Annotated in this window: 28 protein-coding genes; 8 read left to right on the top strand and 20 right to left on the bottom strand. The window is 28.9% G+C overall.

Annotated elements, in window-relative coordinates:
* Window positions 1-75 precede the first annotated feature (75 nt).
* Window positions 76-288 carry a hypothetical protein gene (locus tag C1715_RS09595; RefSeq protein WP_102400281.1) on the top strand — a complete coding sequence of 71 codons (213 nt, stop codon included), beginning with the start codon at window positions 76-78 and terminating at the stop codon, window positions 286-288.
* Between the two features lie 190 nt (window positions 289-478).
* Here C1715_RS09595 and terL read toward each other — a convergent pair whose 3' ends face one another.
* From terL to C1715_RS09570, 5 genes are all read right to left on the bottom strand, one after another.
* Window positions 479-2,074 (bottom strand): phage terminase large subunit, encoded by a 1,596-nt coding sequence (gene terL / locus C1715_RS09590; RefSeq protein ID WP_242971937.1) that lies wholly within the window; start codon window positions 2,072-2,074, stop codon window positions 479-481.
* Window positions 2,075-2,090: 16 nt separating this feature from the next.
* Window positions 2,091-2,756: a hypothetical protein gene (locus C1715_RS09585; RefSeq protein WP_102400280.1), complete on the bottom strand. Its 666-nt coding sequence runs from the start codon at window positions 2,754-2,756 to the stop codon at window positions 2,091-2,093.
* A gap of 32 nt (window positions 2,757-2,788) precedes the next feature.
* A complete protein-coding gene (locus tag C1715_RS09580) occupies window positions 2,789-3,730 on the bottom strand; it encodes a Kiwa anti-phage protein KwaB-like domain-containing protein (RefSeq protein ID WP_102400279.1) in 942 nt (313 codons plus the stop codon).
* A gap of 191 nt (window positions 3,731-3,921) precedes the next feature.
* Window positions 3,922-4,770 carry a tyrosine-type recombinase/integrase gene (locus C1715_RS09575; protein WP_102400278.1) on the bottom strand — a complete coding sequence of 283 codons (849 nt, stop codon included), beginning with the start codon at window positions 4,768-4,770 and terminating at the stop codon, window positions 3,922-3,924.
* Between the two features lie 174 nt (window positions 4,771-4,944).
* Window positions 4,945-5,649: a transposase gene (locus C1715_RS09570; RefSeq protein WP_102400277.1), complete on the bottom strand. Its 705-nt coding sequence runs from the start codon at window positions 5,647-5,649 to the stop codon at window positions 4,945-4,947.
* A 114-nt stretch (window positions 5,650-5,763) separates the two neighbouring features.
* On the opposite strand from C1715_RS09570, the gene C1715_RS09565 reads away from it, so the two are divergent.
* Window positions 5,764-6,162, top strand: coding sequence for a lamin tail domain-containing protein (locus C1715_RS09565; RefSeq protein ID WP_102400276.1), 399 nt, complete (start codon window positions 5,764-5,766; stop codon window positions 6,160-6,162).
* Here C1715_RS09565 and C1715_RS20055 read toward each other — a convergent pair whose 3' ends face one another.
* From C1715_RS20055 to C1715_RS19385, 6 genes are all read right to left on the bottom strand, one after another.
* Window positions 6,163-6,291, bottom strand: a complete 129-nt coding sequence (locus C1715_RS20055) for a hypothetical protein (RefSeq protein WP_278320102.1) — start codon at window positions 6,289-6,291, stop codon at window positions 6,163-6,165.
* 41 nt (window positions 6,292-6,332) lie between these two features.
* A complete protein-coding gene (locus C1715_RS09560; RefSeq protein WP_102400275.1) occupies window positions 6,333-6,533 on the bottom strand; it encodes a hypothetical protein in 201 nt (66 codons plus the stop codon).
* Between the two features lie 62 nt (window positions 6,534-6,595).
* Complete coding sequence (locus tag C1715_RS09555) at window positions 6,596-7,312, bottom strand: virulence-related protein (protein WP_102400274.1); 717 nt, start codon at window positions 7,310-7,312, stop codon at window positions 6,596-6,598.
* A gap of 66 nt (window positions 7,313-7,378) precedes the next feature.
* Window positions 7,379-8,653 carry a DNA modification methylase gene (locus C1715_RS09550; RefSeq protein ID WP_207654970.1) on the bottom strand — a complete coding sequence of 425 codons (1,275 nt, stop codon included), beginning with the start codon at window positions 8,651-8,653 and terminating at the stop codon, window positions 7,379-7,381.
* A gap of 27 nt (window positions 8,654-8,680) precedes the next feature.
* Complete coding sequence (locus C1715_RS09545) at window positions 8,681-9,544, bottom strand: hypothetical protein (RefSeq protein WP_102400273.1); 864 nt, start codon at window positions 9,542-9,544, stop codon at window positions 8,681-8,683.
* 212 nt (window positions 9,545-9,756) lie between these two features.
* Window positions 9,757-9,927 carry a hypothetical protein gene (locus C1715_RS19385; RefSeq protein WP_180964039.1) on the bottom strand — a complete coding sequence of 57 codons (171 nt, stop codon included), beginning with the start codon at window positions 9,925-9,927 and terminating at the stop codon, window positions 9,757-9,759.
* A 121-nt stretch (window positions 9,928-10,048) separates the two neighbouring features.
* On the opposite strand from C1715_RS19385, the gene C1715_RS09540 reads away from it, so the two are divergent.
* From C1715_RS09540 to C1715_RS09530, 3 genes are all read left to right on the top strand, one after another.
* The gene (locus C1715_RS09540) at window positions 10,049-10,648 is read left to right on the top strand and encodes a 4Fe-4S cluster-binding domain-containing protein (protein WP_102400272.1); all 600 of its coding nucleotides are present in this window, start codon (window positions 10,049-10,051) and stop codon (window positions 10,646-10,648) included.
* Window positions 10,649-10,763: 115 nt separating this feature from the next.
* On the top strand, window positions 10,764-10,967 hold the full coding sequence (locus C1715_RS19790; protein ID WP_102400271.1) for a hypothetical protein: 204 nt from the start codon (window positions 10,764-10,766) through the stop codon (window positions 10,965-10,967).
* Window positions 10,964-11,887, top strand: coding sequence for a transposase (locus C1715_RS09530; RefSeq protein ID WP_146005381.1), 924 nt, complete (start codon window positions 10,964-10,966; stop codon window positions 11,885-11,887). The genes C1715_RS19790 and C1715_RS09530 overlap by 4 nt, the downstream gene beginning before the upstream one ends.
* Window positions 11,888-12,268: 381 nt before the next feature.
* Here the strand turns inward: C1715_RS09530 and C1715_RS09525 are convergent, their stop codons facing one another.
* The 4 genes from C1715_RS09525 to C1715_RS09510 all read right to left on the bottom strand — a co-directional run bounded on the left by C1715_RS09525 (window position 12,269) and on the right by C1715_RS09510 (window position 15,021).
* Window positions 12,269-12,520 (bottom strand): UPF0236 family transposase-like protein, encoded by a 252-nt coding sequence (locus C1715_RS09525; RefSeq protein WP_423240834.1) that lies wholly within the window; start codon window positions 12,518-12,520, stop codon window positions 12,269-12,271.
* Window positions 12,521-12,656: 136 nt separating this feature from the next.
* On the bottom strand, window positions 12,657-13,325 hold the full coding sequence (locus tag C1715_RS09520; RefSeq protein ID WP_102400268.1) for a hypothetical protein: 669 nt from the start codon (window positions 13,323-13,325) through the stop codon (window positions 12,657-12,659).
* Between the two features lie 223 nt (window positions 13,326-13,548).
* Complete coding sequence (locus tag C1715_RS09515; protein ID WP_102400267.1) at window positions 13,549-14,448, bottom strand: phosphotransferase family protein; 900 nt, start codon at window positions 14,446-14,448, stop codon at window positions 13,549-13,551.
* A 9-nt stretch (window positions 14,449-14,457) separates the two neighbouring features.
* Window positions 14,458-15,021 carry a DegT/DnrJ/EryC1/StrS family aminotransferase gene (locus C1715_RS09510; RefSeq protein ID WP_278320135.1) on the bottom strand — a complete coding sequence of 188 codons (564 nt, stop codon included), beginning with the start codon at window positions 15,019-15,021 and terminating at the stop codon, window positions 14,458-14,460.
* 347 nt (window positions 15,022-15,368) lie between these two features.
* Here C1715_RS09510 and C1715_RS09505 point away from each other — a divergent pair, with 347 nt between their 5' ends.
* Complete coding sequence (locus C1715_RS09505) at window positions 15,369-16,718, top strand: transposase (protein ID WP_207654969.1); 1,350 nt, start codon at window positions 15,369-15,371, stop codon at window positions 16,716-16,718.
* 501 nt (window positions 16,719-17,219) lie between these two features.
* Here C1715_RS09505 and C1715_RS09500 read toward each other — a convergent pair.
* Window positions 17,220-17,444, bottom strand: a complete 225-nt coding sequence (locus C1715_RS09500; RefSeq protein ID WP_102400264.1) for an integrase — start codon at window positions 17,442-17,444, stop codon at window positions 17,220-17,222.
* Window positions 17,445-17,983: 539 nt separating this feature from the next.
* Here C1715_RS09500 and C1715_RS09495 point away from each other — a divergent pair.
* A complete protein-coding gene (locus C1715_RS09495) occupies window positions 17,984-19,180 on the top strand; it encodes an MFS transporter (protein ID WP_102400263.1) in 1,197 nt (398 codons plus the stop codon).
* A gap of 10 nt (window positions 19,181-19,190) precedes the next feature.
* Entirely contained in the window at window positions 19,191-19,742 is a 552-nt protein-coding gene (locus tag C1715_RS09490) for a TetR/AcrR family transcriptional regulator (RefSeq protein WP_102400262.1), read from the top strand.
* Between the two features lie 421 nt (window positions 19,743-20,163).
* On the opposite strand, the gene C1715_RS09485 is transcribed toward C1715_RS09490, so the two are convergent.
* The 4 genes from C1715_RS09485 to C1715_RS09470 all read right to left on the bottom strand — a co-directional run bounded on the left by C1715_RS09485 (window position 20,164) and on the right by C1715_RS09470 (window position 23,667).
* A complete protein-coding gene (locus tag C1715_RS09485) occupies window positions 20,164-20,784 on the bottom strand; it encodes a nuclear transport factor 2 family protein (RefSeq protein ID WP_102400261.1) in 621 nt (206 codons plus the stop codon).
* Between the two features lie 295 nt (window positions 20,785-21,079).
* Window positions 21,080-22,213, bottom strand: coding sequence for a DUF4037 domain-containing protein (locus tag C1715_RS09480; RefSeq protein WP_102400260.1), 1,134 nt, complete (start codon window positions 22,211-22,213; stop codon window positions 21,080-21,082).
* Window positions 22,214-22,315: 102 nt separating this feature from the next.
* On the bottom strand, window positions 22,316-22,474 hold the full coding sequence (locus C1715_RS09475; RefSeq protein WP_102400259.1) for a MobC family plasmid mobilization relaxosome protein: 159 nt from the start codon (window positions 22,472-22,474) through the stop codon (window positions 22,316-22,318).
* Window positions 22,475-22,737: 263 nt separating this feature from the next.
* A complete protein-coding gene (locus C1715_RS09470) occupies window positions 22,738-23,667 on the bottom strand; it encodes a GNAT family N-acetyltransferase (RefSeq protein WP_102400258.1) in 930 nt (309 codons plus the stop codon).
* Window positions 23,668-23,742 lie beyond the last annotated feature (75 nt).

Below are 23,742 nucleotides of genomic sequence, written 5' to 3'. Positions count from 1 at the left end.
CGAATATATTGCCAACAAATTCCTTTAGTGGTACGATTAATTTGTCAAAATATTTCAAGAAAGGGGGATAAATATATGAGTAGAGATATATCAGGGGATTTCGGTAAAAGATACTTACTTAATACAAATACTGGAGTAGCACATAATTTAACCAAAAATGAAGATGGTTGTAAAATTGACGAAATCAAAGAAGAACATATTTATCTATCAGATTATCTATATAGCGAAATCAAAAAACATGAATCTTATAAAGAAGAATGTGACTATTGCATGAATCCTGATGGCTAATTATTTACAAACTTCTATCAATTCGAGAATATCGTCTGTTCTTAGGTATAATGGCGATATTCTCCATTACTTAAATAGTATTTTTAACTATAGTTTTATATTCATCTATGGATAATTCATACTTATCAATTATTTCTAACATTTCTTCTGCTACTTGTTTAATTAGCTTGTTTTCCAACTTAATCATCTCCTAAAATAATAATTTTCTATCATAAAACTTCAATTTCTGTACACCTTGAATCAATTGAACAGCTCCGTATAAGCTATCTGGTGCATCATCATTTTTAGCAAATTTATTATAATCCTTCACTTGGTTGTTATAACTCACATTGGAAGAATTGAACAGTATACGTCTTTTCTTTACATCTGGCTCAAGGCTCATAATTCTTTCATGCTTGTTTCCTCTACTATTCACTTCATCCACTGGTGTGTATATTTTATTTTTCCAAAGTTCCTCTTCAAACTTCTGCTTCATATAGCTTTGTGCTTGGTTGACTTCAAATCCAATTTTATCAGGACTATAATTTTCTATCTTTTCAATAGCCACTTTAAATAAATCATCAGGAAGTAATTTATAGATATTCCCATCAATCACATACATCTGCTTTGTTTTTCTATGCTGACCCAATACCGTAATGGCACTATAGTCATTTCTTTTTCCTGCTTTAATAGCTGGGTCAATATAAACCACAATTTCCATCTCTTCAAACTCAGGTAACTTCTCCCAATATCCAATATCCTGAAATACATAATCATCTGTACTTCTTGGATCATTTTGCATTTCTTTATAAAAAGATTTATCTCCCATACTTTGCTTCTTACACATTAGATAATAATAGTCCAAATATTCATCCCATAATATTTCTGTTTCCTCAAGCATTTCTTGTTTTTGGGCATAAAAAAAAGACTTAGCAGTTTCTATCCTGTCTAAGTCCTTCAAATTATTATATAGTTTTTCCCACTCACTCCATAAATCATCTCGTGCTGACCAGCTTATAATAGCTGATTTCTTTATACTTCTAACCCCTGGAATTCTTCCCTTAAGTAAATCAGACATCAAATCCTCTTCGTGAAGAATTGTTCCTACTACAAGAATATTGGTATCCTTTGTACCTATTGGTATTACTACATCTCTAAATGTAGCTTTTACTTGGTCACGCTTTGTTTCTGATTTAGCTGTATCATCTTTTAATAGGTCATCCAATAATACCAATGTTGGTCTATGCTGCTTATAATGTATTCCCCTTAAAGAACCATCTATTCCTCTAATCATAATACAAGAATCAAGTCCTCCTCTACTTTTAATCCATATTTCATTATTATTCCAGCGACTGCCTTTTTCAATTCCAAAGTCCTCTTTTAGTAATTGATTGTTTTCAAGTTCATCTTTTATCATATCCAAGAATGGTAATGCAATTTGTTCTGTAGCTGAAATGATTAATGTAAATTGAGATTTATTGTAGAGTGTAGAATATAAAGGAAATAAAAAAGAGTTAATCGTTGACTTTCCATGCTCCCTTGGGAGTCCAAAAGCCTCAATCAACCCTTTATTATTTAGCATATATTTTAATTCAGTAAAAAGCTCCCTGTGAAATTTCCCAAATTGTCTATCAAAATACTTAGGAAAATAGCAGAGAGCAAAAAATTCGATATCAAGTTCTCCAAGAAGTTTTCGGAGTTCTGAAAATGTAAATGTTTCTATTAGTTCTTTTATTTTTGATGGAGAGAAATTCTTCTCCATGTATTGTTTTAGTAATTGGTTTTGCCTTTTAAATTCTTGTTTCAATAATCATCACCCCCTCTCACAGCTCAATGTAAAATTGACTATTTTCTTTTATAACATTTATCGATCTATTACTTAATTTATACTTATCTTTTTTAGTGCATAAAATAATTTCTTCTTTATAGGTTTCCTTACCATCCTTGAATTCAATAGTAGTTTTATATATATTGTATTTGAAAATAATATTAAGCATTGGATTAATATAAATTAAATCATTTTTAATGTATATATATCCGATAAATATCCATAATATTGAAAATTGAATTATTCCTGAAAAACTACTCAAATTTAAAGTAATGAAAGGAAAAATGTATATTGAAAAATATGTCAACACATATTCATAATTCAAACTAGTAGCTTTAGCTATTTTAACTTTAAATGCACTTCCTGAATATTTCGCCATGTCTTTTAGCATATATTTAACTGAAAAATATGAAAAAATTATCAATCCCAAACAAGCTATAATCAAATAAGTCTTTGGATACATTGCCATACCTTTAATAGCCTTTTTTAATAACTGCGTGGATTGAAACAATTGACTTAATTCAATATCTTTTCTTCTTAATATTTCTAAGCACTTTGTTCCTAAAGAACTTACATTTTGAACAAGAATAATAATATATAGAGGAAAATAAGATGATATAAATAAAATTCGACTATTTCGAAGCTTTGATTTTTTAAACATGTAGTCACCTCCTCTAGCAAACTTGACTTTACTTAACTTACAGCCTTGACACTTGTTGCAAAATATTTTCTCATGTCAACAGCATCTTTAACACAACAGCCACAAATCAACTTCATTACATCGGATATATTGCATTGTTTATTTGAATAATTTATTTTATTATCCTCAACTTTAACTTTTAAACCATATTCATCAACAACCTCTTTTGCAGATTTAATATTATTTTTAAGCCATTTCAATCTATCATTTTGTACTACATAAACTAATTTTCTTACAAGATTACCACTGTCAAGACATCTCAATGAAAATTCATCAAAATTCTCAATAACATCTTCATTCTTTAGATCTTCAAGTGATTCATTTACATATTTCACATACTCTTCTTTAAAAGAAAAAAATAATTCAAAATAATACTTACTAATAATATATGTAATGTCATTAATTTCGATAGCATCAATTTTCAAATCTAAAGAAAAAATCTCTTTATTTACTTCTTCAATGTTTCCATTTAAAAAACTTAATTTTCTATTCTCATTAATTGATTTTGAAATCGAATACTTTCTAAATAATGTCATTTTTTCATCATTATTATTTTTGAATACTATTGCATATCCCCATATTTTATTTATATCAACATCAATTTCAGAAGCTTTTTTAGAATGAATATTATTTGTAAGTTTTATAAACTTACTCATAGTATCAATATTTTTCGTATCCAATTTTTCAATGCAATCTGCTTCAGAACCTATCACATCAAAATCATTAATTACTATATTTTTATATTTGTCTATGCTTTCTCGATAGTCTTTAATTAATGATTTCTTTAGTTCATTAGGCATATTACAATAAAAAGAATCATAAATATAATCTTTTTCAACTTTATCATATTCTCGTATAATGTAGTAAATTTGAAATTCTGAATCAAACTCTTTAAAAAAATTGTCTAAAATATTTTCTAATGTATTATTACTCATGTTTTCTCCTCCAATGATTATCTTTAATAATATAATTATACATCAAGGTAGAAAATATTTCCTCATAACTAAATATATTAAAAAGTTAGACAAAATTTTTATCAAAAAAATTTCCACCCCTCCTACTGGCAGCCTCTCTCCCTCAAATAGAAGTACCCCTCCCATTTGAAGACAAAAAAAGAATGGTATCTCTACCACTCTAATCCTTCAAGTGCTTCTATCTTATCACTTTCAGTAGTTAAGGTATATATATTAGTAGTTTGAATATTATCATGTCCAAGTATCTGCTGGATAGTTGTTATCGGCTTACCTTCTCGGACTAGCTTATATCCTAGTGTATGTCTTAATTTATGGGGAGTTATGTCTATTCCTAATCTATCTCCGTATTTTTTTAATATAAGGTTGATGGCATTTCTTTTTAAAGCTCCTCTTTGCCCTATAAATAAATGATCCTCTGCTGATTGCTTTCTCACTTTCAAATATTCATTGATAGCTTTTCTAGTATCCTTATTTAAAGGAACAGTTCTTACTGCATTTCCTTTGCCAAGTACCACTATTTTGCCTTTTCTATCGGATATTTCTATATCTGAAATCTTTAAATCTACAAGTTCACTTACCCTAATGCCTGTTCCAAGTAATATCTCTATTATGGCTATATGCATTGGTTTACCAAGGCGATGAATCTCTGCCCTTATCTTCCTTAGTTCTCTATCCTCAAGCCCTTTATATTGCTTTGTGTCCTTGTTTTTAATAGGTTTGATACTAAGTTCCCTTTCAATCTTTTCTTCTCTATAAAGCCAAGATAAAAAGGAATTTATACTTGCAATCTTACGGTTTATGGTTATGATTGAATCAGAACCATTTTGCAGATACTTTTTATATTCAACTGCATCTAGTTCTATAAGTTTATCCAAACCATAATCAGTTCTACTACTATACCAATCAATAAAAGCTTTTGTATCCCTGATATAGCAGGAAATAGTATTATCACGTTTGTCTTGACCTAATAGATATTGCTTAAAAGCTTTGATACAAGACATATTCAGCACCTCCACACTTTATTTGGTGTGTTAATGTTACCTCTGTAGGTACTGAAAGTAAAGATAAAACTCAATACATAACCGTAATTATGTTGTCAGTTTTGGCTTATTCAGGCTAATATTTTCAATAAAAAGGGCATTTATCTCCCTAAAAACTCAATACATAATCTCTATCTAATCAGTAGATTGCTGTTCTTCTTCAGATACTTCAACAATACTATCTTCTACTTCTGAATAATCTGCTTCAATTAAGTCATCATCAATCATTTCAAGGAATAGCTTCTTCCTAGCCTCTTCATTCTCTTTGGTATCAAATATAAATTCCTTCTTATCGTTCCACTGTTCAGGCATTCTATTTTTCAAATAAAACTGTATCGCCTGTGAGGAAGGTGGAACATATTTTTTAGTCTTTTCAATTCTAGTTTTCTTTTTACCATTTGGTGCTTCTTCAATAACTGTTTTAATTTCTTCATATTCATATCCAGTACAAAGTTTATAAAGTGACTTCTCCACCTCTGCGTTAGTAACAGACCTGCCCAGCGAAACGAACTCATTTAGTATCGGATACTTATTTATATATTCATACCATAAGCCTTCTGATATCCCTAATCTAGCTACAATCTCTGCATTTGTAGCACCTTCTTCACACCACTGTTTTATATCAACTAAGCGTGGTTGTACCTTGAGTTCCCAATAGGTAGGTCGCTCTAATACCTTTGCTAGTTCTTCATGCTTTTTCTTGTAATCTCTAAGTGTCCACTCATGTATCCCTAGCTTTTTAGCCATATCTACATCAGTTAATCCTTCACGTACCCATTTATATATTTCACTAAATCTAGGCTTTACATGGGTATCATATTTTGTAATCACATTTGCCATAATCCTCACCACCTTTCTTTTTTACGTTAATTATTACTGTATAATCATTTTAATTTTCCATAAATAGGTTTATAATGTTACTGTATTACAAATTTAGACAAGGGGGATATTGAAATGAGTGTTAAAATTATCAAAATCAACAAAGACCCACAAGGAACTGACACTAAAGAGAAATTAAACGATGAATATGTTGTAATTAAAAACACAGGAGATTCTAACGTTGATGTTTCTAGCTGGAAGTTAACAGATTATCGTGAAGGTCAAAAACATATTCATGTTTATACATTTCCTTCAAGTGTAAGTAATACCACCGATTTAGTTTTAAAACCTAATGAATTAATTTTTGTTATGACTGGACATGGAACTGACTGGTACAATTCTCAACCTTCTAACAATGCATTACCACAATATCATTTATATTGGAATAAAGATTGGTTTGTTTGGAATAATGACGGTGATACTGCTTGTCTTTATGATTCTGATAACAATTTAGTTTCTAGTATGACTGTATAATTAAAAGCCCTTTGTGGCTTTTAGTTTTTTACATGGTTTTCTAGACAAAAATATCTTTCCTGCACATATTTCTTCCTTAAATAAAATGCAGTTCAAACATTTTGTATTGTTTATTTTTAAATTAAACATATTAGCATCCCTCCAAATAAAACGACTAAAAAAGGAACTGATCACTCAGCTCCCATACTTCCTACTTCCATATCAAATTCATCAATATATCTTTCATCAAATTCCCAAAACCTCACCAGTTCTTCATATATCTCCCTAAGCTGATTTACATCATCGTTAGCTTCATCTCCTAGTACACATACCTTCTCCTTAGCTGTAAATATCAATCCTTGCAAAGTTGTCTTTATCAAGAATTCTTTCATCACAAGCACCTCCATATTCAATTAGTGTTCACATGATACCTCTGGGTGTTGAAATCATCAAGTTAATTCTTATTCCTAAAGGCTATATTCCCCTCAAGGTTTGCAAGTAATATCCTTCTTGTTACTTTGTATTCATCCCCTATCATTCCAAGCCTTAAAAGCCAAGTCCTAAAAGTATATCTGGCATTATCACTAATAGTTATCTTGCTACTTGCCCTTTTGATTTCTTTTGCTCTTATATTTACCAAGCTAACTAATTGAGTATATGCTGTAGTGCGTTCTGATTTTATCTCTCCCTCATAAAATTTAAAAGTAATCTTTTCATTTTCAAAATCAAAGCCTATACCAAAGCACTTATTATCATCAATTTCTGATATTGCCTTCTGAAAATCTCCAATATCATTAATATTAGTTCCAGCAAGTTCTTCAATAACCTCTCTATCTATAAAATCATCTTCAATATGAAAAGCCTTCTTAATAAAATTTTGTTTGCTATACAGCATATTCAACAGATTTCTTAAGCTCTTTCCTGTATGTCCATCAAAATCTACTACTACTTCAAACCTACATTCTGATTCAATTTCTGCTTCTTCTTTTGGATTTAGTACCTCGTCAAGTTCATATTCCTTGCCATTTGCATCAGTAATTTCACCCTCTCTTCCAATAGTAAATACTTTATCTCCTGCTTCAATTTCATAAGCAAAACTAGGTGCTTTCATATACTTCGCTTTTACATCAAAATGATTTTCTAATGCCCTAATGATTTCTTTTCTATCCATAAAAACATCCCTCCAATGTATTTAGTGTGTCACATCATACCTCTGAAACACACTTAAATCAATACATTAAAGGAATTGTTCTGTTAATTCTTTATATGAAAATTTCTTACCATCTCGAATCAAATAAACATCTTCACTTGAACCAATTTTATTAATATATCTATTTACTACTACATCTGCATATTTCTCTTCAAGCTCCATAGTATAGCATATCCTATCAGTTTCTATGCAAGCCATAAGAGTTGAACCTGAACCTCCAAACGTATCAAGTACTAAATCTCCTAATTTACTTGAATTTTTAATAGGATAGCAAATCAAATCCACAGGCTTCATCGTTGGATGATATTCGTTTCTAAAAGGTCTATCAAAATGCCATATAGTAGTTTGCTTTCTGTCTGTATTCCAATAATGACTTCCTGTAGGTTTCCATCCATAAAGTACAGGTTCATGTTGCCAATGGTAATCTTGTCTCCCCATAACCATTGTCTGCTTTGCCCATATACAGCATTGAGCTAATTTGAACCCTGATTCTATCATAGCTTTTCTAAAATTTAATCCTTCACTATCTGCATGAAATATATAGACACCTGCACCATCTTCAGCTACTTCATAAAGTCTAGTAAATGCATCAAATAGAAAATCATAAAAGCTGTCGTTATCCATTTTGTCATTTTCAATCTTTAGAGCATCCTTTGTCTTACCTGTATAATCCACGTTATACGGAGGGTCTGTCACAATCAAATTTGCCTTTTGACCATCCATCAATTTCTCAACATCAGCTTTAACAGTACTATCTCCACACATAAGTCTATGCTTACCCAATAGCCAAATATCTCCTCTCTTTGTAATCGGATCATCTGGAGGTGGAGGTACAGTTTCTTCTTCTGTTTCATCTGATTCTACTTCTTCTTTAAAATCATCCATCAGCTTCTCTGCTTCACTAAAATCAAATCCCGTTAAATCCAATGAATATCCATCATTCTTTAAATCCTCTAATTCTTTTGCCAATAATTCAAAATCCCACTCTGCATACTCACTTGTTTTATTATCTGCAATTCTAAAAGCCTTCACTTGCTCTGGTGATAAATCATCTACCTTAATTGTTGGTATTTCATCGATACCTAATTTTTTAGCAGCCATCAATCGAGTGTGTCCTGCAATAATTTCATTATTTGCATCTATTATAATAGGATTCTTAAATCCAAATTCCTTTATACTACTTGCAACCTTATCAACTGCCTTTTCATTATGACGAGCATTTTTAGTATAAGGCACAAGCTGATTCACTGATAACATTTCTATTTTCAATAATAGTCCCTTCTTTCTTTTAAATTTAGGCATAAAAAGAGTATCTACTATGAGACACTCCTATTTAATCACCTTTAATGGTGGATAATATTTTTCAATACTTTGTTCCCCATTTTCATTTGTTTTTACAGTATACATGGCATTTCCTAAGCCCATTTCATAAATTAAATAATCATCAACCTTTTTCTTAACTTCCTTATTTCTATCTAATTCAAATACAAAAGCCTTCGTACAAATATCAAAGTATGGCATTCCATTTCTATTACTCTTCCAGCCTTCCTCTTCTCTACCATCCTCTATTCCCCACCAAAGCAAACTATAATAATAAGGAAAACTTCCATCTTTGGTATAGTCATAATCCTCTTTTAAATTTTTATCTGCTGTAACCTTATTAATTCCTACAAGTGAACAAAAGTCTTCGAAAGATATATTCTCTATATATTTACAGCATTCAATCAATTTTTCATTTAGTGCAATTATCAACCCTTCCACATAATTTTTATTTTTATCACTTTTATCTATCTGCTCTTTAAGATACATTAAATCATCATATTCTTCTTTTGTAATCTGTTCTATATTTAATACTTCATCTCCATCCAATCCTAAATCCCTTCTGATTGCAATAAGATTCTTATTACAAATTTCTGTCCATTCATGCTTTAAATTTTTCCAACCTTTTAATTCATCCCAAAGGAAACAATAAGCTCTCTTAATCCAAACTATATTATTTTTAGCCTGTGATTCATCATTGATTTTGCTATAGATTGCATAATAAGCTGATACATATTCTGGTGTTAGATTTTGTAAAATCTCCCTTTCTTCCTTATTTAATTTCTTGTAGGTAAAGATAATTCTTGATAACAAATTATTTTTTATATCACCTTTTATTTCTTCTGAAATTGATAATTCTAATTTATTGTACATGATACGACCTCCTTAATATTTAATTTCAAACATAAAAAAACTGCCCATTCTTATTTGAATAGACAGTTATAATGCATATAAATTTTTTCTTTTTCCACTCAATGCCATGCTTCGCTGGCGTTGAGTTATCTTTTGCCCTATAAAAAACATTTACAATTACAATTGATCTAATTTTCTTCTGGCAATTCTTTATATATTACTTCCAGTTTATGTCACGACCCCTGGGGTACTGCCAGAAAAAGGTTGTAGCGGAGCGAAAAACTTTTTCTTGTTGCTACAATTTCCCCTTCATTTATTTGCATAGAAACCTTATTTAATGCTTTGTTTATATTTTTTCTGTAAATATATTCTTTACTTAAATCTTTAATATTAATAATACCCATAATTCATCTCCTTTATATCCCTTATATTTGATATTATGTAATATTATATTATCTTTAACTATTTATTGTTATTATATCATATTTAACTAATAATTGTAGATATACAGTAAGGGGTGATTTTATGAATTTATCAAAATATACTTTTACTTTTGATTACAATGAATTATTTAATATATTATATAATTCTTTTACAGGATCCATAGTAAAAATAGAAAAAAAATATTTTAATGATACTAATGAATTAATTTTCGATAGACTCGACAAAAATAATATTGATACATTAGAACATTTAGGCTATTTGGATGATTATAAAACTAATATTGAGCATTTTCAAAAAAAATTTAATGAATCCTCTGATACATTAGTAATAATAGTTGAATTAACAACTGAATGTAATTTAAATTGTAAGTATTGTTATCAACATAATTGGACAAAAAGACACATAATTGATAAAACAACAATGAATCAATTAATAAATTATATTCGAAACTGCTTAACAATAAATACATTTTCAACGGTTCGACTTGATTTTATAGGGGGCGAACCATTGTTAGCAATGCAACAAATTAAATACTTATATGATAATGTACTATCAATATGTAACGACTATAATATTTCTCTACTGCCTGGTTTGGATACAAATGGCACATTACTTAATTATAATTTTGTAAAATATTTTCACAATATGAATATGTTGTATAACCTGACTTACAGACAGTAAAAAGGGGATACTATCCAAGGTTTAAATTACCAATAAAAAAAGGGTTAAAAAAATATAGCTACCGCCTTAAAATATAAGTTATAAACAACAATAACTTAATAAAAAGGAGATAGCTATGACCAATTCACAAGAATATATTACAGCAGAATTAGAAAAAATGCTATATGAAATATTACCCATAACAAGTAAACGGTTAAAGAATCTAGTAAATATAATCATAGGAATAATACTTTCTGAATCTGTAATAATATCGAAGATATCAGAGAAATTGAATGATTCTTATACTGATGCAACTGAAGCTAGTAAAATAAAAAAATAGAGAGGTTTTTCACTTCAAAACCAATAAATCCAGATTATTTATATAGCTTTTTTATAGAAGAATTATTAAAAAAATATGTAAAGAGAAGTGCTAATAAGAAGATTGTCATAATGTTTGACCATACAACGATTGATGATAGATTTTTAATACTTAAATTTTCACTTAAAGTAGGTAAAAGAGCTATACCCTTGTGGTACAAAATATTTGAATATGATGAAAAAGATAATAAAAATTTTAAACATGTAAAAGAAGGCATAGCGGAGCTTTATGAAATTTTCTCTTCCTATAATTATGATGTTATTCTATTAGGAGATAGGGGTTTCAAAAGTGTAGACTTATTTCAATTTATACAGGAGCTTGGATGGAAATACTGCATAAGATGCACAAAAGATTTACTTGTAGAGATACAAGGTAAAGGGAAGATTAAATATCTAGAGGACATAAAACCCTTAAAAAATGGAGTGAAAAAATTCAAATCTGTATTATTAACAGCTAAGAAATATAAGTGTAATTTAGCAGTTTGTAAGGATATTGATTCTAATGATACTTGGTATTTAGCAACTAATATGGATAGTAAAAAAGCAGTTAGAGAATATAAGAAAAGATTTGTTATAGAAGAAATGTTTAGAGATTTGAAATCAGCGGGTTTCAATATGGAAGATACTTGGACTGAAGATTTAACTTACTTTGAAAACTTATATTTATGCTTAAGTATAGCATATACTTGGATGATAATATTGGGAGCTGATTGCTCTAAAAATAAAAAAAGTAAAATAATAGGTGCAACTAAAAAAATTAAAAATAAAGTTGTTAGGATTTATAGCTTATTTAGAAGTGGATTAAAATGGTTTAATAGATGCTATACTTCTGATAGAAATAAGTACAAGCTTAAATTTGATTTTGTACTATATGACATATAATTTGGGGTAAAATTAAAAAAAATATTGAGTTATTATAGGATATTTATACATTTATTAATTTCCAATATTTTTATATTCAACAAATTTGAAGACTTTGAGTATATTTTTTTATATTATTCCATTTCAAATATAATGAAGTTCAAGTTAATTTATGAATAAAATCATGAATTTATCATATTACTGTCTGTAAGTCAGAATCTGATACATCTGACTTAATACATAAATTATATACATCAAATAAGTATTGATATTTCTTTTCATACTTTACAAGATTTTTAAACTTTAGTCCAATCCACTTAAATTTATGTTTGTGTCAAGTTCTAGTGGGCAATTTTATTTTCTAAAATTTTATCCATTATAATATAGTTTTTGAATTTACTTTTACACTTTTTTAAATTNATACTCATATATACGTCTATCAAACTCTATATTTCCCATGATAGTTTTTAAGCAGGTATGTTTAAAACCTTTATTTCTATAAACCTTAGTATCTCTTTCATCCAACAACCTTCGGTCTAGGTGCGTTAGCACCTTTTTCATGAACCTACATGCTTCCTCACATGCATATTTATATATTTTTTTCTCTAAATCATTGAAAGTTATTGCTTTATCATTTAAACTTATAATGTACATAATATCACCCATTTCTGTATAGTCTCTTCAACTTACATTATAATGGATATATTGTGTACATGGGAGATACTTTTTTGTATCTCCTTTATTTTTTTAAACAGTAATTACTACTACCTTCGCCTACTAAAATTATACTCTAAGTAAATTTATCAGTATAACTACCATTACGATATAAAACGGTATTTAACATTAAGTAAATCATTTTCCTTGTTACATACAAAGAAGTATCTATAGTATCTCTTTCCATATTTCCCAATGCATCATCATAATATTGATCAATATCATTAATTAAATATCTAATAAATATTTTAGCAAACTTATCTTGATCAATATTATTGATTATTTTTTTATAATCGCCTTTATTAAAGATGCATGTGCTATATTTTATTCTTTTAATGAATGAATTAAGATTTTCAATATCCCAACCTCTTGGTAAATTAATAAGGTTTAAAGTTTTTGTATTTATGTCTAAATTTACATCATTTAGGGATGATATTATTTGTTCTATTACTTCCTTATCAAAAACCTCTACATCAAAGTTAATATTATTATGAGTAAAGAAAAATATTCTTTTAATCAATTCGTTATATGTGTACGATTTGGATTCCATATGCTTTTTATTTCTCAAGATAAAAACGTCAACATCTGATTTTTTATTTCCCATACCTTCTGAATATTTGCACATTTGTCCTTCTACTAACGATCCACTTAAATATATTACATCATCTTCATAGTAAGTAAAATTGTCTAGCATTTCATTAATATTAAAACCATTTTCTAACTTATCAAAATAAACATCATACATTTTTTCTCCTCCATATTATTATACTTTATTTTACTTAAACATATTATTATTCCATCGAAAACGTACATTCTACTAACTAATGCCATCTCATTGAATTAATAAAGATTACAGCAAGATAGTACATTTAGAAAGATACATAATTACATTGCAATATTATCATAGTTATAACTCAAAAGAACTATCCGATAAATTATTTATTATAGATTTGTATTCTCATGATTTATTACTTATTAATTAAATATTCTAGCATTTCTTTTGCTCTATGGTAGTAATTAATGTTAACATTATAAGACCAACTACATACCTCTAAACAAAATCCAATTAAATAGTATTTCATTTTATCATCAAATGTATTACTTAATGTACGTACTTTTGTATAACCATTTAAAAAATAATCCATTTCTTTTTTCATATAAATATATAGATACATAGGTGTGAGATCTGTTTCAGGGTCGCTTGGATAACACTTTTCAAAATCAATAACACCTTTAATTTTACAGTTATATTTATTATCAACTAAAATATTCCTAAATGTAAGATCGTTATGACATAATGATTTCTCATTACAATCTTTTATAGTATATTCCAAAGAACTTAGTTTTTCTGCTGATGTAATAAATAGCTTAGTATCCGGATAACCCTTTGAAATTATCTTTTTAGCTTGCTTATTATTTTTTTCTTTAGCATATAAAAAATATGATTCTCTTACATCCACTATATTGCCATTTATGTCCCAATCACCAAATACATCCATAGCACACTCCTTATGGAAAGCTGCCTGTAAACTGCCGACTTCCTTGTGTATATCCAATCTATGACTTTCATCTAAATCACAAATCACATCAGATAAATTAATGCCTTCTAACTTTTCAATTAAAATCCAATAATTTCTTTCTTGAAAAACTCCATAATTAATTATACATGGAACACGAATACTTTTTTTACCATTAAGATAAGTAAGGGATGCTACTTCTCTTTCCCATCTTCTTTTATCTTTATATAGTTTTAATATAACATCATATTCAGGAATGTAATATACTGAGTTTCTTCCTAACTCTTCATGTCCAATAGACCTTATTGTTACTATCTTTCTGAATATAGATTGTAATAAATAATTACCCAACTAATTATTTTACTTTAATATAGCCATAGCTAAATTTTTATACTCATCAACCTTTACTCCATAAAAGATTTTAACACTTAATATTTCATTTACAACTTTATTAGCATTAATTAGTAAACTACAATTATCTTTGTTTCTATATCTTTTTATTAGTTCAAAGTCATTTACGGTGTTTTTTCTATTATGTCCAAAATGCATTAGCTTATTATCTTTAAATTTTTCTTCAAGATACAAAAATCTACCTGGATCTTTAACCCTACAAACCCATCTCCAATAAACATGATTACTATACATATGTTTTTGTGGAATAAAATCATCAATTGTTAAAATAGAATTAAAGCAATCTCCAATTAACTTATGATAGCTTATAATTTCATTTATTTTTTTTAATTGCGTTAATCCAACTGCAGATACCAATTCAGGAATCCTAAAATTCCATCCTAAATTCAAATTAACACTATATTGATTAGCAATCTTCTTACTAGCTCCAAGATTATGTAATAAGAGTGCATTTCTGTGTAATTCTTCATTATTAGTAACTATCATTCCACCCTCTCCTAAGGATAAAAGTATATTCGGAAACCCTTAGGCCTCCATTTATCTCAATCCCGAAGGGTGTCAATTTTAACTTCCCCCCAGAATTTTAAACAAAATATCAAAAAAGCTTATATTTTTTCCAAAAACACTTGACAAAGTTTGTAAAATTTGCAGCCTCGCACTATAGAAACCATTTACAAAATATTGCGAGGTGATTTTTTATGTTAGGTTATTGGCGTAGCCATTTTGATTATCAAAATTTTCTTTTATCAAACATTATTAAACTTTATAAAACTAACCCTACTATCGTAGAATACTATTCATCAAGCATCCAAAAACTCTACACTTTAAATCTTGATGACATAAAATCATTGGTCAGTCCAATGTATTCTTTAACTGGTAAACCTTCAAATCAGCAACCTGAACTTCTTAGGTCATTTATTTTAATGTCCGATTTAGGTTTTTATAGTTTACCTAAATGGATTAAGCACTTACGTGCACATGATATACTTTGCACCATCATTGGTGTTGAAAAATCTAATGTACCAGGATTAGGTACTCATTATGATTTCATATCAAAATTTTGGGGTATGAGCCCTGAGGCTGAAAAATCAGCCAAGGACTCCCTTCATCCTTTTACTTCCAAGCCCCGTAAAAAACTTGGCAAGAATGAAAAACTACCACCAAAACATCCTGGTGTTATTAAAAATTTAGTTGAACAAGCTCTTACGGGACGAACCATCGAAACTCGCCATGAAAAGCTATTTCAACAAATTTTTGCAAAGTTAGCTGTTGAGCCTTCTGCCAAACTAGGTCTCCTTGGTGATACTCAAAAACTTGATATATCTGGAGATGGCACCTGTCTTGAAACAGGCGGAAGCTCATTAGGCATTAAGACCTGCGATTGTGTTAAAAAAGGTGTTTTTAACTGCAAATGCAATAGAAGATTCTCTGACCCTGACGCTAGACGCGGTTGGGACAGTTACCACGAAAAGTGGTATTATGGTCATTGCCTATATTTTCTTAGTGTCTATAATCCTAATGTTAAAAAGGATCTTCCTATATATTTTAGGATGGTACAAGCACAACGTTATGATGGTGTTACTGCAATTTTTGCACTTTCAGAAGTTAGAAAGATGTATCCTTTGTTTAACTTCGATAAGTTCATCGCAGATGCTGCTCATGATAACTATCCTACGTATAAACTTCTTAATGAATGGAATATAAAAGCTGTTATATCCCTTAATCCAAAGGGTAAAGGTAAAAATAAATATGAACCACCAATTGGATATACTAAGGACGGTATTCCCATCTGCAAATGCAACCAACCAATGGTATATGATTGGTACGATAAAGGCAGAAGTAGAATTAAATATAGATGTCCTTTAGTAAAAGGTAAAATTAAAGAATGTCCTCATAAGGAAGAATGTTCTCCTAGTGCCTACGGCCGTGTAATATACGTAAAGCCAAGTGATGACTTGCGTTTATTTACTGTTATACCTAGAAACTCTGACCTTTGGAAACAAATAATGAAAAAGAGAACTTCTTCAGAGCGAGTAAATAAAAGAATACTTGAAGACTATAATATGGAAGAATCCCACTGCCGTGGTAAAAAACGTTGGTGTTGGTGGACATTAATCCATAGCATCAATATTCATTTGGATGCTCAACTATCTATTTCTAAAACTAACATATTGGACATTCTAGAATTAGCTATAAACAAAGCATGCTAATCTAGATAATGTTAAGTCTTGAGAAAATTCACCTATTGGTGAGTTAGCTTCGCTATACTCTTTTTTAAGTAAAACTAAATAAAAACCATAATATAGTGAGTGCTCCGCACTAAAATAATATTAGTGTTATTGAAAAACTTACTGGAAATTAGTTTCCGAATTCACTCTATTAAATAAATGTTTTTGTACTTAAATCTTTCCACTTGTAGCAAACATAAACTTCCAGTTTATGTCATGGCTCCTGGGGTCGTTCCAGAAAAAGGCTGAAGTGAAACGAAAGACTTTTTCTGGTTTCTAATAATAGCTTTTGAAAAATCCAGCTGGTTTTTTACAAAATATACACTTCATCCTAACGCCCCCATGTCATATCTTCTTCTAAATTATACCACATAAAGATATACCTGGATTACACTTTTTATGTGAATCTTTTGAATATTAAATAGACTTGGTTACACAAAACATATTTTATCCTTCGAATACGAAATATTTAAGAATTATCAACTATAAATCAAACAAATCAATTGATGAATCAAATATAATATCTTCATCACAAAAAGCTACAGATATTGCATATATGGCTTTATTAGTATTGGGTACTATCCATGCTTTCTTTGCTTCATTCCATCTGCTACCTTCTATTTTTTTGATTGCCAAAACATTATCATAGCTATAATTAAAGCTTACCATTATATAGTTATCATTAAATTTTCCAATTGTAACAGCCACTATTTTTACCACTCCTTATTAAATTCGTAATTTCTAAATATACTATATTAATATTACCATGTTTTTTATTTCTGCCAAATTGTGCACACCCCCACAAAAAAATGCACCCACCTTATCTATTTTAGTAAGGTGGGTGCATTTTTTTAATTACATTTCTAAATTTTATTTTCAAAACTTCTTTTTAAACAACTATAACTTCTCTCAAAAACACGAAAATCCCCTGAATCAAGGACTTTCTATATGCATCAATATTTGAGTTTTTAGCAAACATAAACTTTCAGTTTATGTCATGACTCCTGGGGTCGTTCCAGAAAAAGGCTGAAGTGAAACGAAAGACTTTCCCTGGTTGCTAATTTTTTAGATATATTTATAATACTCAATGATAATGGCAATATATTAAATTTTATTTTAAAATATAGTTAAATTTTGTTATAGCTGAATAGTTACATATTGACAATTACATAAATAAAAACTATAATTTCAATCAGGAAACCACAAAAACTTAATTGGTTTCCTGATTGAAAGAGAGGGTTTTTAAAATGAAAAACAAGGTATTTTCTAGAAAAGAGCTTTTATTTTTAATTACAATAAGTTTAGCTTTAGGTATTAGACAAATGGCAATGACTATGGTTATGCCCTTTATTTCTACCTATAGTAAAACTTTAACCTATAGTAATGCAACTTTAGCTGGGGTAGCCCTTGGTATGTTTGGTTTAATGCAAGCTGTATTTCAAATTCCTTTTGGAATATGGAGTGATAAAATAGGAAACAAACCTGTAATTTTAATTGGACTTTTACAAGTAATAGTAGGACTTTTTATTGCTTTTCTTTCTAAAAGCATATATATGCTTATTTTTGCTAGAGCTTTGCAAGGAAGTGGAGCTGTGTTAGCTACTGGATATTCATGGATTAGTAGTAGTGTAGATAATAAAAAAAGGCCTAGAGCTTTAAGTATTTTAGGGATAATTATAGGATTTGCAGCAGCATCAGCCTTTGCTATAGGTCCTTTAATCAATAATTATTTATCTGTAAGACAAATGTTCTTAGTATGTGCTATTTTAATTTTATTAGTATGGCTTATTATATTAGTTTTTTTAAAAGAAGATCATAATAAAAACTCTCATAAAACCATTGAAAATAAAGTTAAAATTAAAGATGGAGTAAAGATTTTATTAAAGAATAAGAAATTCTTAGGGCTTAATATAGCAGGGTTTTTAAATAATTATATAATGGTTGCTGTATTTTATATAGTTCCTATTTACCTTAACCCAATTACTGGGTCAAGTGGTATGTGGAAGATTTTTATGCCCTCTGTTATTATTGCAATAATATTTATGAGAAAATCTATTGTATTAGTTGAAAAAGGGTACAGTTCAACTTTAATTATGTTAGCCTTTGTTTTGGCTGCTGTAGGAATATGCTTTTATTTTAATGAAAACTCCTTTTATTTTATATTAATAGGAAGTATATTATTTATGACAGGGTATATTTTATTAGCTACTGTAATACCTTCTGTAGCTAATGATATCGCAGAAAATAGTTATAGAGGAACTGCAAATGGAATAATAAATAGTTTTCAATATGTTGGCTCCTTTGTAGGATCTGTGATTACAGGCGCTTTGTGGAATAATCATAAAGATATTGAATTATTTTTAATAATTTTAATATGTGTCCTTGGCATATTTACTGTAAAAAGGCCTAAAAATATTTTATCCAGAGAGTTAAAACTAAAATAGAGGTGATCAATTGAAAAATACAATAATGAAAGTTGCTGCTGAAAAAATACAGTGTCACGGATTAAGAAAATTTACTATGAATGAAATAGCTTCTGAGCTTAAAATAAGTAAAAAAACTATATATAAGTATTTTAAAAGTAAAAATGATATTATTTTTGAATATTTTAAAGAAATAATTGAAAGTGATAAAAAGTACACTATGGAAGGAATAGAAAAAGAAAGCTCTTTAGAAGATAAGTTAAGTTCAATAATTTTTTCTTATCATAAATATAAGCTTCCTGTTAGCATATTAGATGAAGCCTATAAGTTTTATTATGAAAAATGGAAGGAAATTGAATCTCTTAAAAATTTTAAATTAAAACTCATAGAAAATATATTGAAAGAAGCTATGGAATCAGGTGAGCTTAAAGAGGGTATAGATATTCACATTATAAGTTTTATATTAGAAAGCGTCAGTAGTACCCTTTTAGATTATAAATTTTTAAGTAAAAACAATATAACTATGAAAGATGCAATGGATGACACTTTAAAGATACTTCTTTATGGTATTTTAAAAAATTAATAGAATGATTAACCCACAATAAGGTACAATGTGGTGGAATTATGAAATTTCTCCTCCATGACTTGCATAAAAGCTCGGAACAATAAATTTAAACAGTTCCTTCGCTTATTATGCAAGTCATTCCAGAGAAATTTCATAATTCAAGTAATATAATGCTTTTTGTGGGATAATCATCGAATATAAATTATGTTTAATAGAACTCAATAATTGTATTAATTTGTAAATATAATAGTATTTTTAGCAAACATAAACTTCCACAGCCGCGAGCCTTAGAAAGCTCGTTTCTTAGGCTCCCAGGTTGGCTGTAGCTTTCTTAGTTATACTAAATTTTGTTTACAAACCACATTTTAATACATAAATCTATAAAAATTGCACTACCTGCCACAGCAAATGGGAGTGTATTGTTAGACGATGCCCAAAGTTAGCTGATTCTCATATCTCCAACTATTCTTACATCTGCTGGTAAATTTGTTGGATGTGAGAAATGTATACTATGAAACTTCCAGCAATTATTACATCTCAATAAGACTGCAGTAAATCTAAACGGTCTTATTACTTCTTCACCTAGATTAAGATCAAACAAACTCATTGAAATAGTTCTTAGTGTATCTAGCACTTTATCTTTTGATTTGATATCTGAATCTATACTTTGTTTGATTTTATCTAGGCATTTCTCATATGCTCTAGCTTCTTTAAGTGCACTATGTAAGAATCCCTCTGTAGTAACCCAAGCAACATCTCCTAGTGAAGAAACTGTAGCTCCATCAATATCAAGGACAACATTCGCCCAATACTTCCAGTCTGAACTAATTAAATTCTTAATTTCATCTTTTCCGTTACACCATTCAGAATCTGCTGTTCCAACTATTAGAGAATCATCGTCATTTACAAAAAGCTCCTCAACAAATTCATCCAATGCATCCAAGTCTCTCTTTCCATATCCCTCTTGAAATCGTGTTAATGTTAACCTAACATTTTTTTGCACTTCTTCACAAGCGTTACCTTTAACTGCTACTCTGCTTTTATTATCATAAATCAACATAAAAAATCCCCCTAATATAAAATTCTACAAAACATAGCAAACATAAACTTCCAGTTTATGTCACGACCCCTGGGGTATTTCCACATGCACTTGGAAAATATTTTGTGGCTAATTCAAAAGCTTGAGCTAAAACTGTCACAACAAATTAAGTTACAGTGTTATATACAATAGCGTTATACCTAACCCTATTTTTAAGATTAATTTTTCTGATTCTTTATTTGTTGACTATCGGCCTCTTAGCTCTTTTAATTTTTGTTCTATAAGAATATTATGTTTTAACATCTGAATTGAATTTTTATACATTATTATAGTTTTTGATTATTGATTCTTCTACAATCTTTTTATTTATTAAATAATTACAACCAAAATAAGAATCATCAAATAACTCTACCTTAGATAATAAATCAATATCCTTCACTTTACTCCAGTTAATTTTCTTACTTAACTCTTTCAATATTAGTTCAGAATCAAATCCCATATATCCTCTAACATAATAGTTTATAATCTTAGGCTCAACATAATCTGTTAATCCTAGGGAATTATGTTTATGTATTAACTGAGTATATAACTCATTCAAAGCTGTTTCTCTTTCTTTTCGTTCAGTTGAGATTATCACCTTTTCTATTAAAGGAGAAACAATTTTAGACATTTCTAATTTTTTAAAAGCTGTCCCAAACCACTTACTATAAGGAAAATATTTTTTTTCATAGTAAAAACATATTTTCATCAGTTTATTTATTATCCTATTTGTAATAACACTTTCACCTATTCTGTCATCTTTTTCTGCACATCGTCCTATAAACGCTTGTTCTTCATTAATAGATTTCCATAATATAAAAATACGCAAAATTAAAACTTCATCTGGAAAGAATTCGAGAACCTTTCTAGCTTTAGTTAAATACCCAATTCCATCATGAAATACTTCGCCACTTGTTAATTCAAGGAGATGCTCAACTGGAAACATTAGCCAATCATCGAAGTTGATTTTCAAATCTTGATTAATTCTAATATCACTATTTAAAAATGCATCAACTTTTTCTATTTCTATAAAATGATTAATGGGATATGTTTTTTTAAATTGCATATAGGCATTATTAAACCATCCCTCTACAGCCTTGTAGTTAGTTGGAAATCCCTTGTATTTAAATGGCAGATTATATTTAAAGAAAGTATCTAACTCTTCTTTTAAAACATTAAAACTTTCTTCTTCTAAAAAAATTTGTAATCTCGGACCCCAAACATGATCTGTTGATTTATAATCATCAAATCCAAATACGTCTGAGCAATGTCCAATAAGTGCTGCTGTATATCTAAGATTAGGATATTCTTTATCTATTAATGGTTTAATAATTTCAAAATAAAATTCTCTGTTTAATTGTAGTCCTGGTATAAACTCCTTTTGACTTTTGCATACAAAAATATCATTCATGATATCTCTCCTCTATACTTGTCATTATATTCTACTACTTCACATTAATTAAATTATATACCACATATTAACAAACATCAAATCATTAATAATCTCATATCTTTACTTTCTAATACAAACTAATTCCTCCCATACCTCCTTCAAAATCTTATTCACCACTGCTATATCCACACAATTTACCTTTCCCTGATGACAAAGCATTGTTATCTGATTAAGATTTGTACCTATCTTTGAAAGCTGGTGAGTAAAATCTTTTAGCAAACATAAACTTCCAGTTTATGTCACGACCCCTGGGTGCTGCCAGAAAAAGGCTGTAGCGGAGCGAAAAACTTTTTCTGGTTGCTAAATGTAAATATATGTATCAAACTAATTTTTTTAATTTTTATGAAATGCATAAGAATTTTATAATGAAAAAAAGTAAAAAAACTCAAATCCTATGTATTTTTAAAATTAAAATCATAGAATTTGAGATCATGAATAATCCGGGATTACTACTTTCATTTATAAAATTTATGTTTCATTAATTATTTATCATTTACTATAAGCTTCATATCCATAAGCTCAAGCCCCTTTAAAAATCCCAAATTATGATATACATTTTCAGCTTCATTTTCCACATCTACATATAACCTAAGTACTGGATACTCTTCCTTTAAAACTGATAATGCTTTTTTTAGCATTTTAGTTCCAAGCCCTCTGCCTGCATAGCTTGGCTTAACAGCTATTTCCCATACTAGCGGCCATTCCTGCCATAAAGATATTAAGCAAACTCCTACTAATTCTTTAGTTTTCTTATCATATATAAGTGTAGAAGCTTTATTTAAAATTTCTATATGATAATTATCTTTAAAATAATCTTCAATCCACGAAGCACGCTCTTCTACACTATATGTGGAATTTGATCCTACATCATTTTGAAATGCTTCAAATATTAATTGTGCAACTTCTAATTTGTTCTGTTCTTTAGGCAAAATAATATTAAAATCACCTTCCCAAATAACGTTAAACTCTTCTGTTGGTCTTATCATCCAGCGACCACTCTCGACTTTTACAAAACCTATTTTTTCATATATATCTATCTGTGCTGGATTAACTACAAATGCTTCTATATCTTTATTTACATCTGACCAATAAACTAAAATCTCTTTTAGTTTTTTTAATAATTCATATTCATCTGAATAAGGTGGGATAACAAATAATTCACCTATAAGGTTTGGTTCTATAAGAACTCCACCAACTTTAAGCCCATCTTTCATTATCCAAAAATAATCATCATCTTTACAAACTGTAGAACGCATAATATCAAAGCTCTTCTTAAACCATCCATTAGCCTTTTGTAACTCATGATAAACTGCATGATATTTAGAAAACTCTATGTAATCTACTCTTTCTAATACAAACCCATCACCTAAATCATATTTTATTGTTTCTTTCGACCATTTTTCAAAATTCATAGCTTTCCCCCCATATATATATAGGGACGGTTATCAAATTTTTATAGCTTCAATTTTGAGAACCGCCCCCTACCC

The organism is Haloimpatiens massiliensis, assembly GCF_900184255.1.
Lineage (GTDB): Bacteria > Bacillota > Clostridia > Clostridiales > Clostridiaceae > Haloimpatiens > Haloimpatiens massiliensis.
This window is presented reverse-complemented; position numbering and strand designations above follow the sequence as displayed.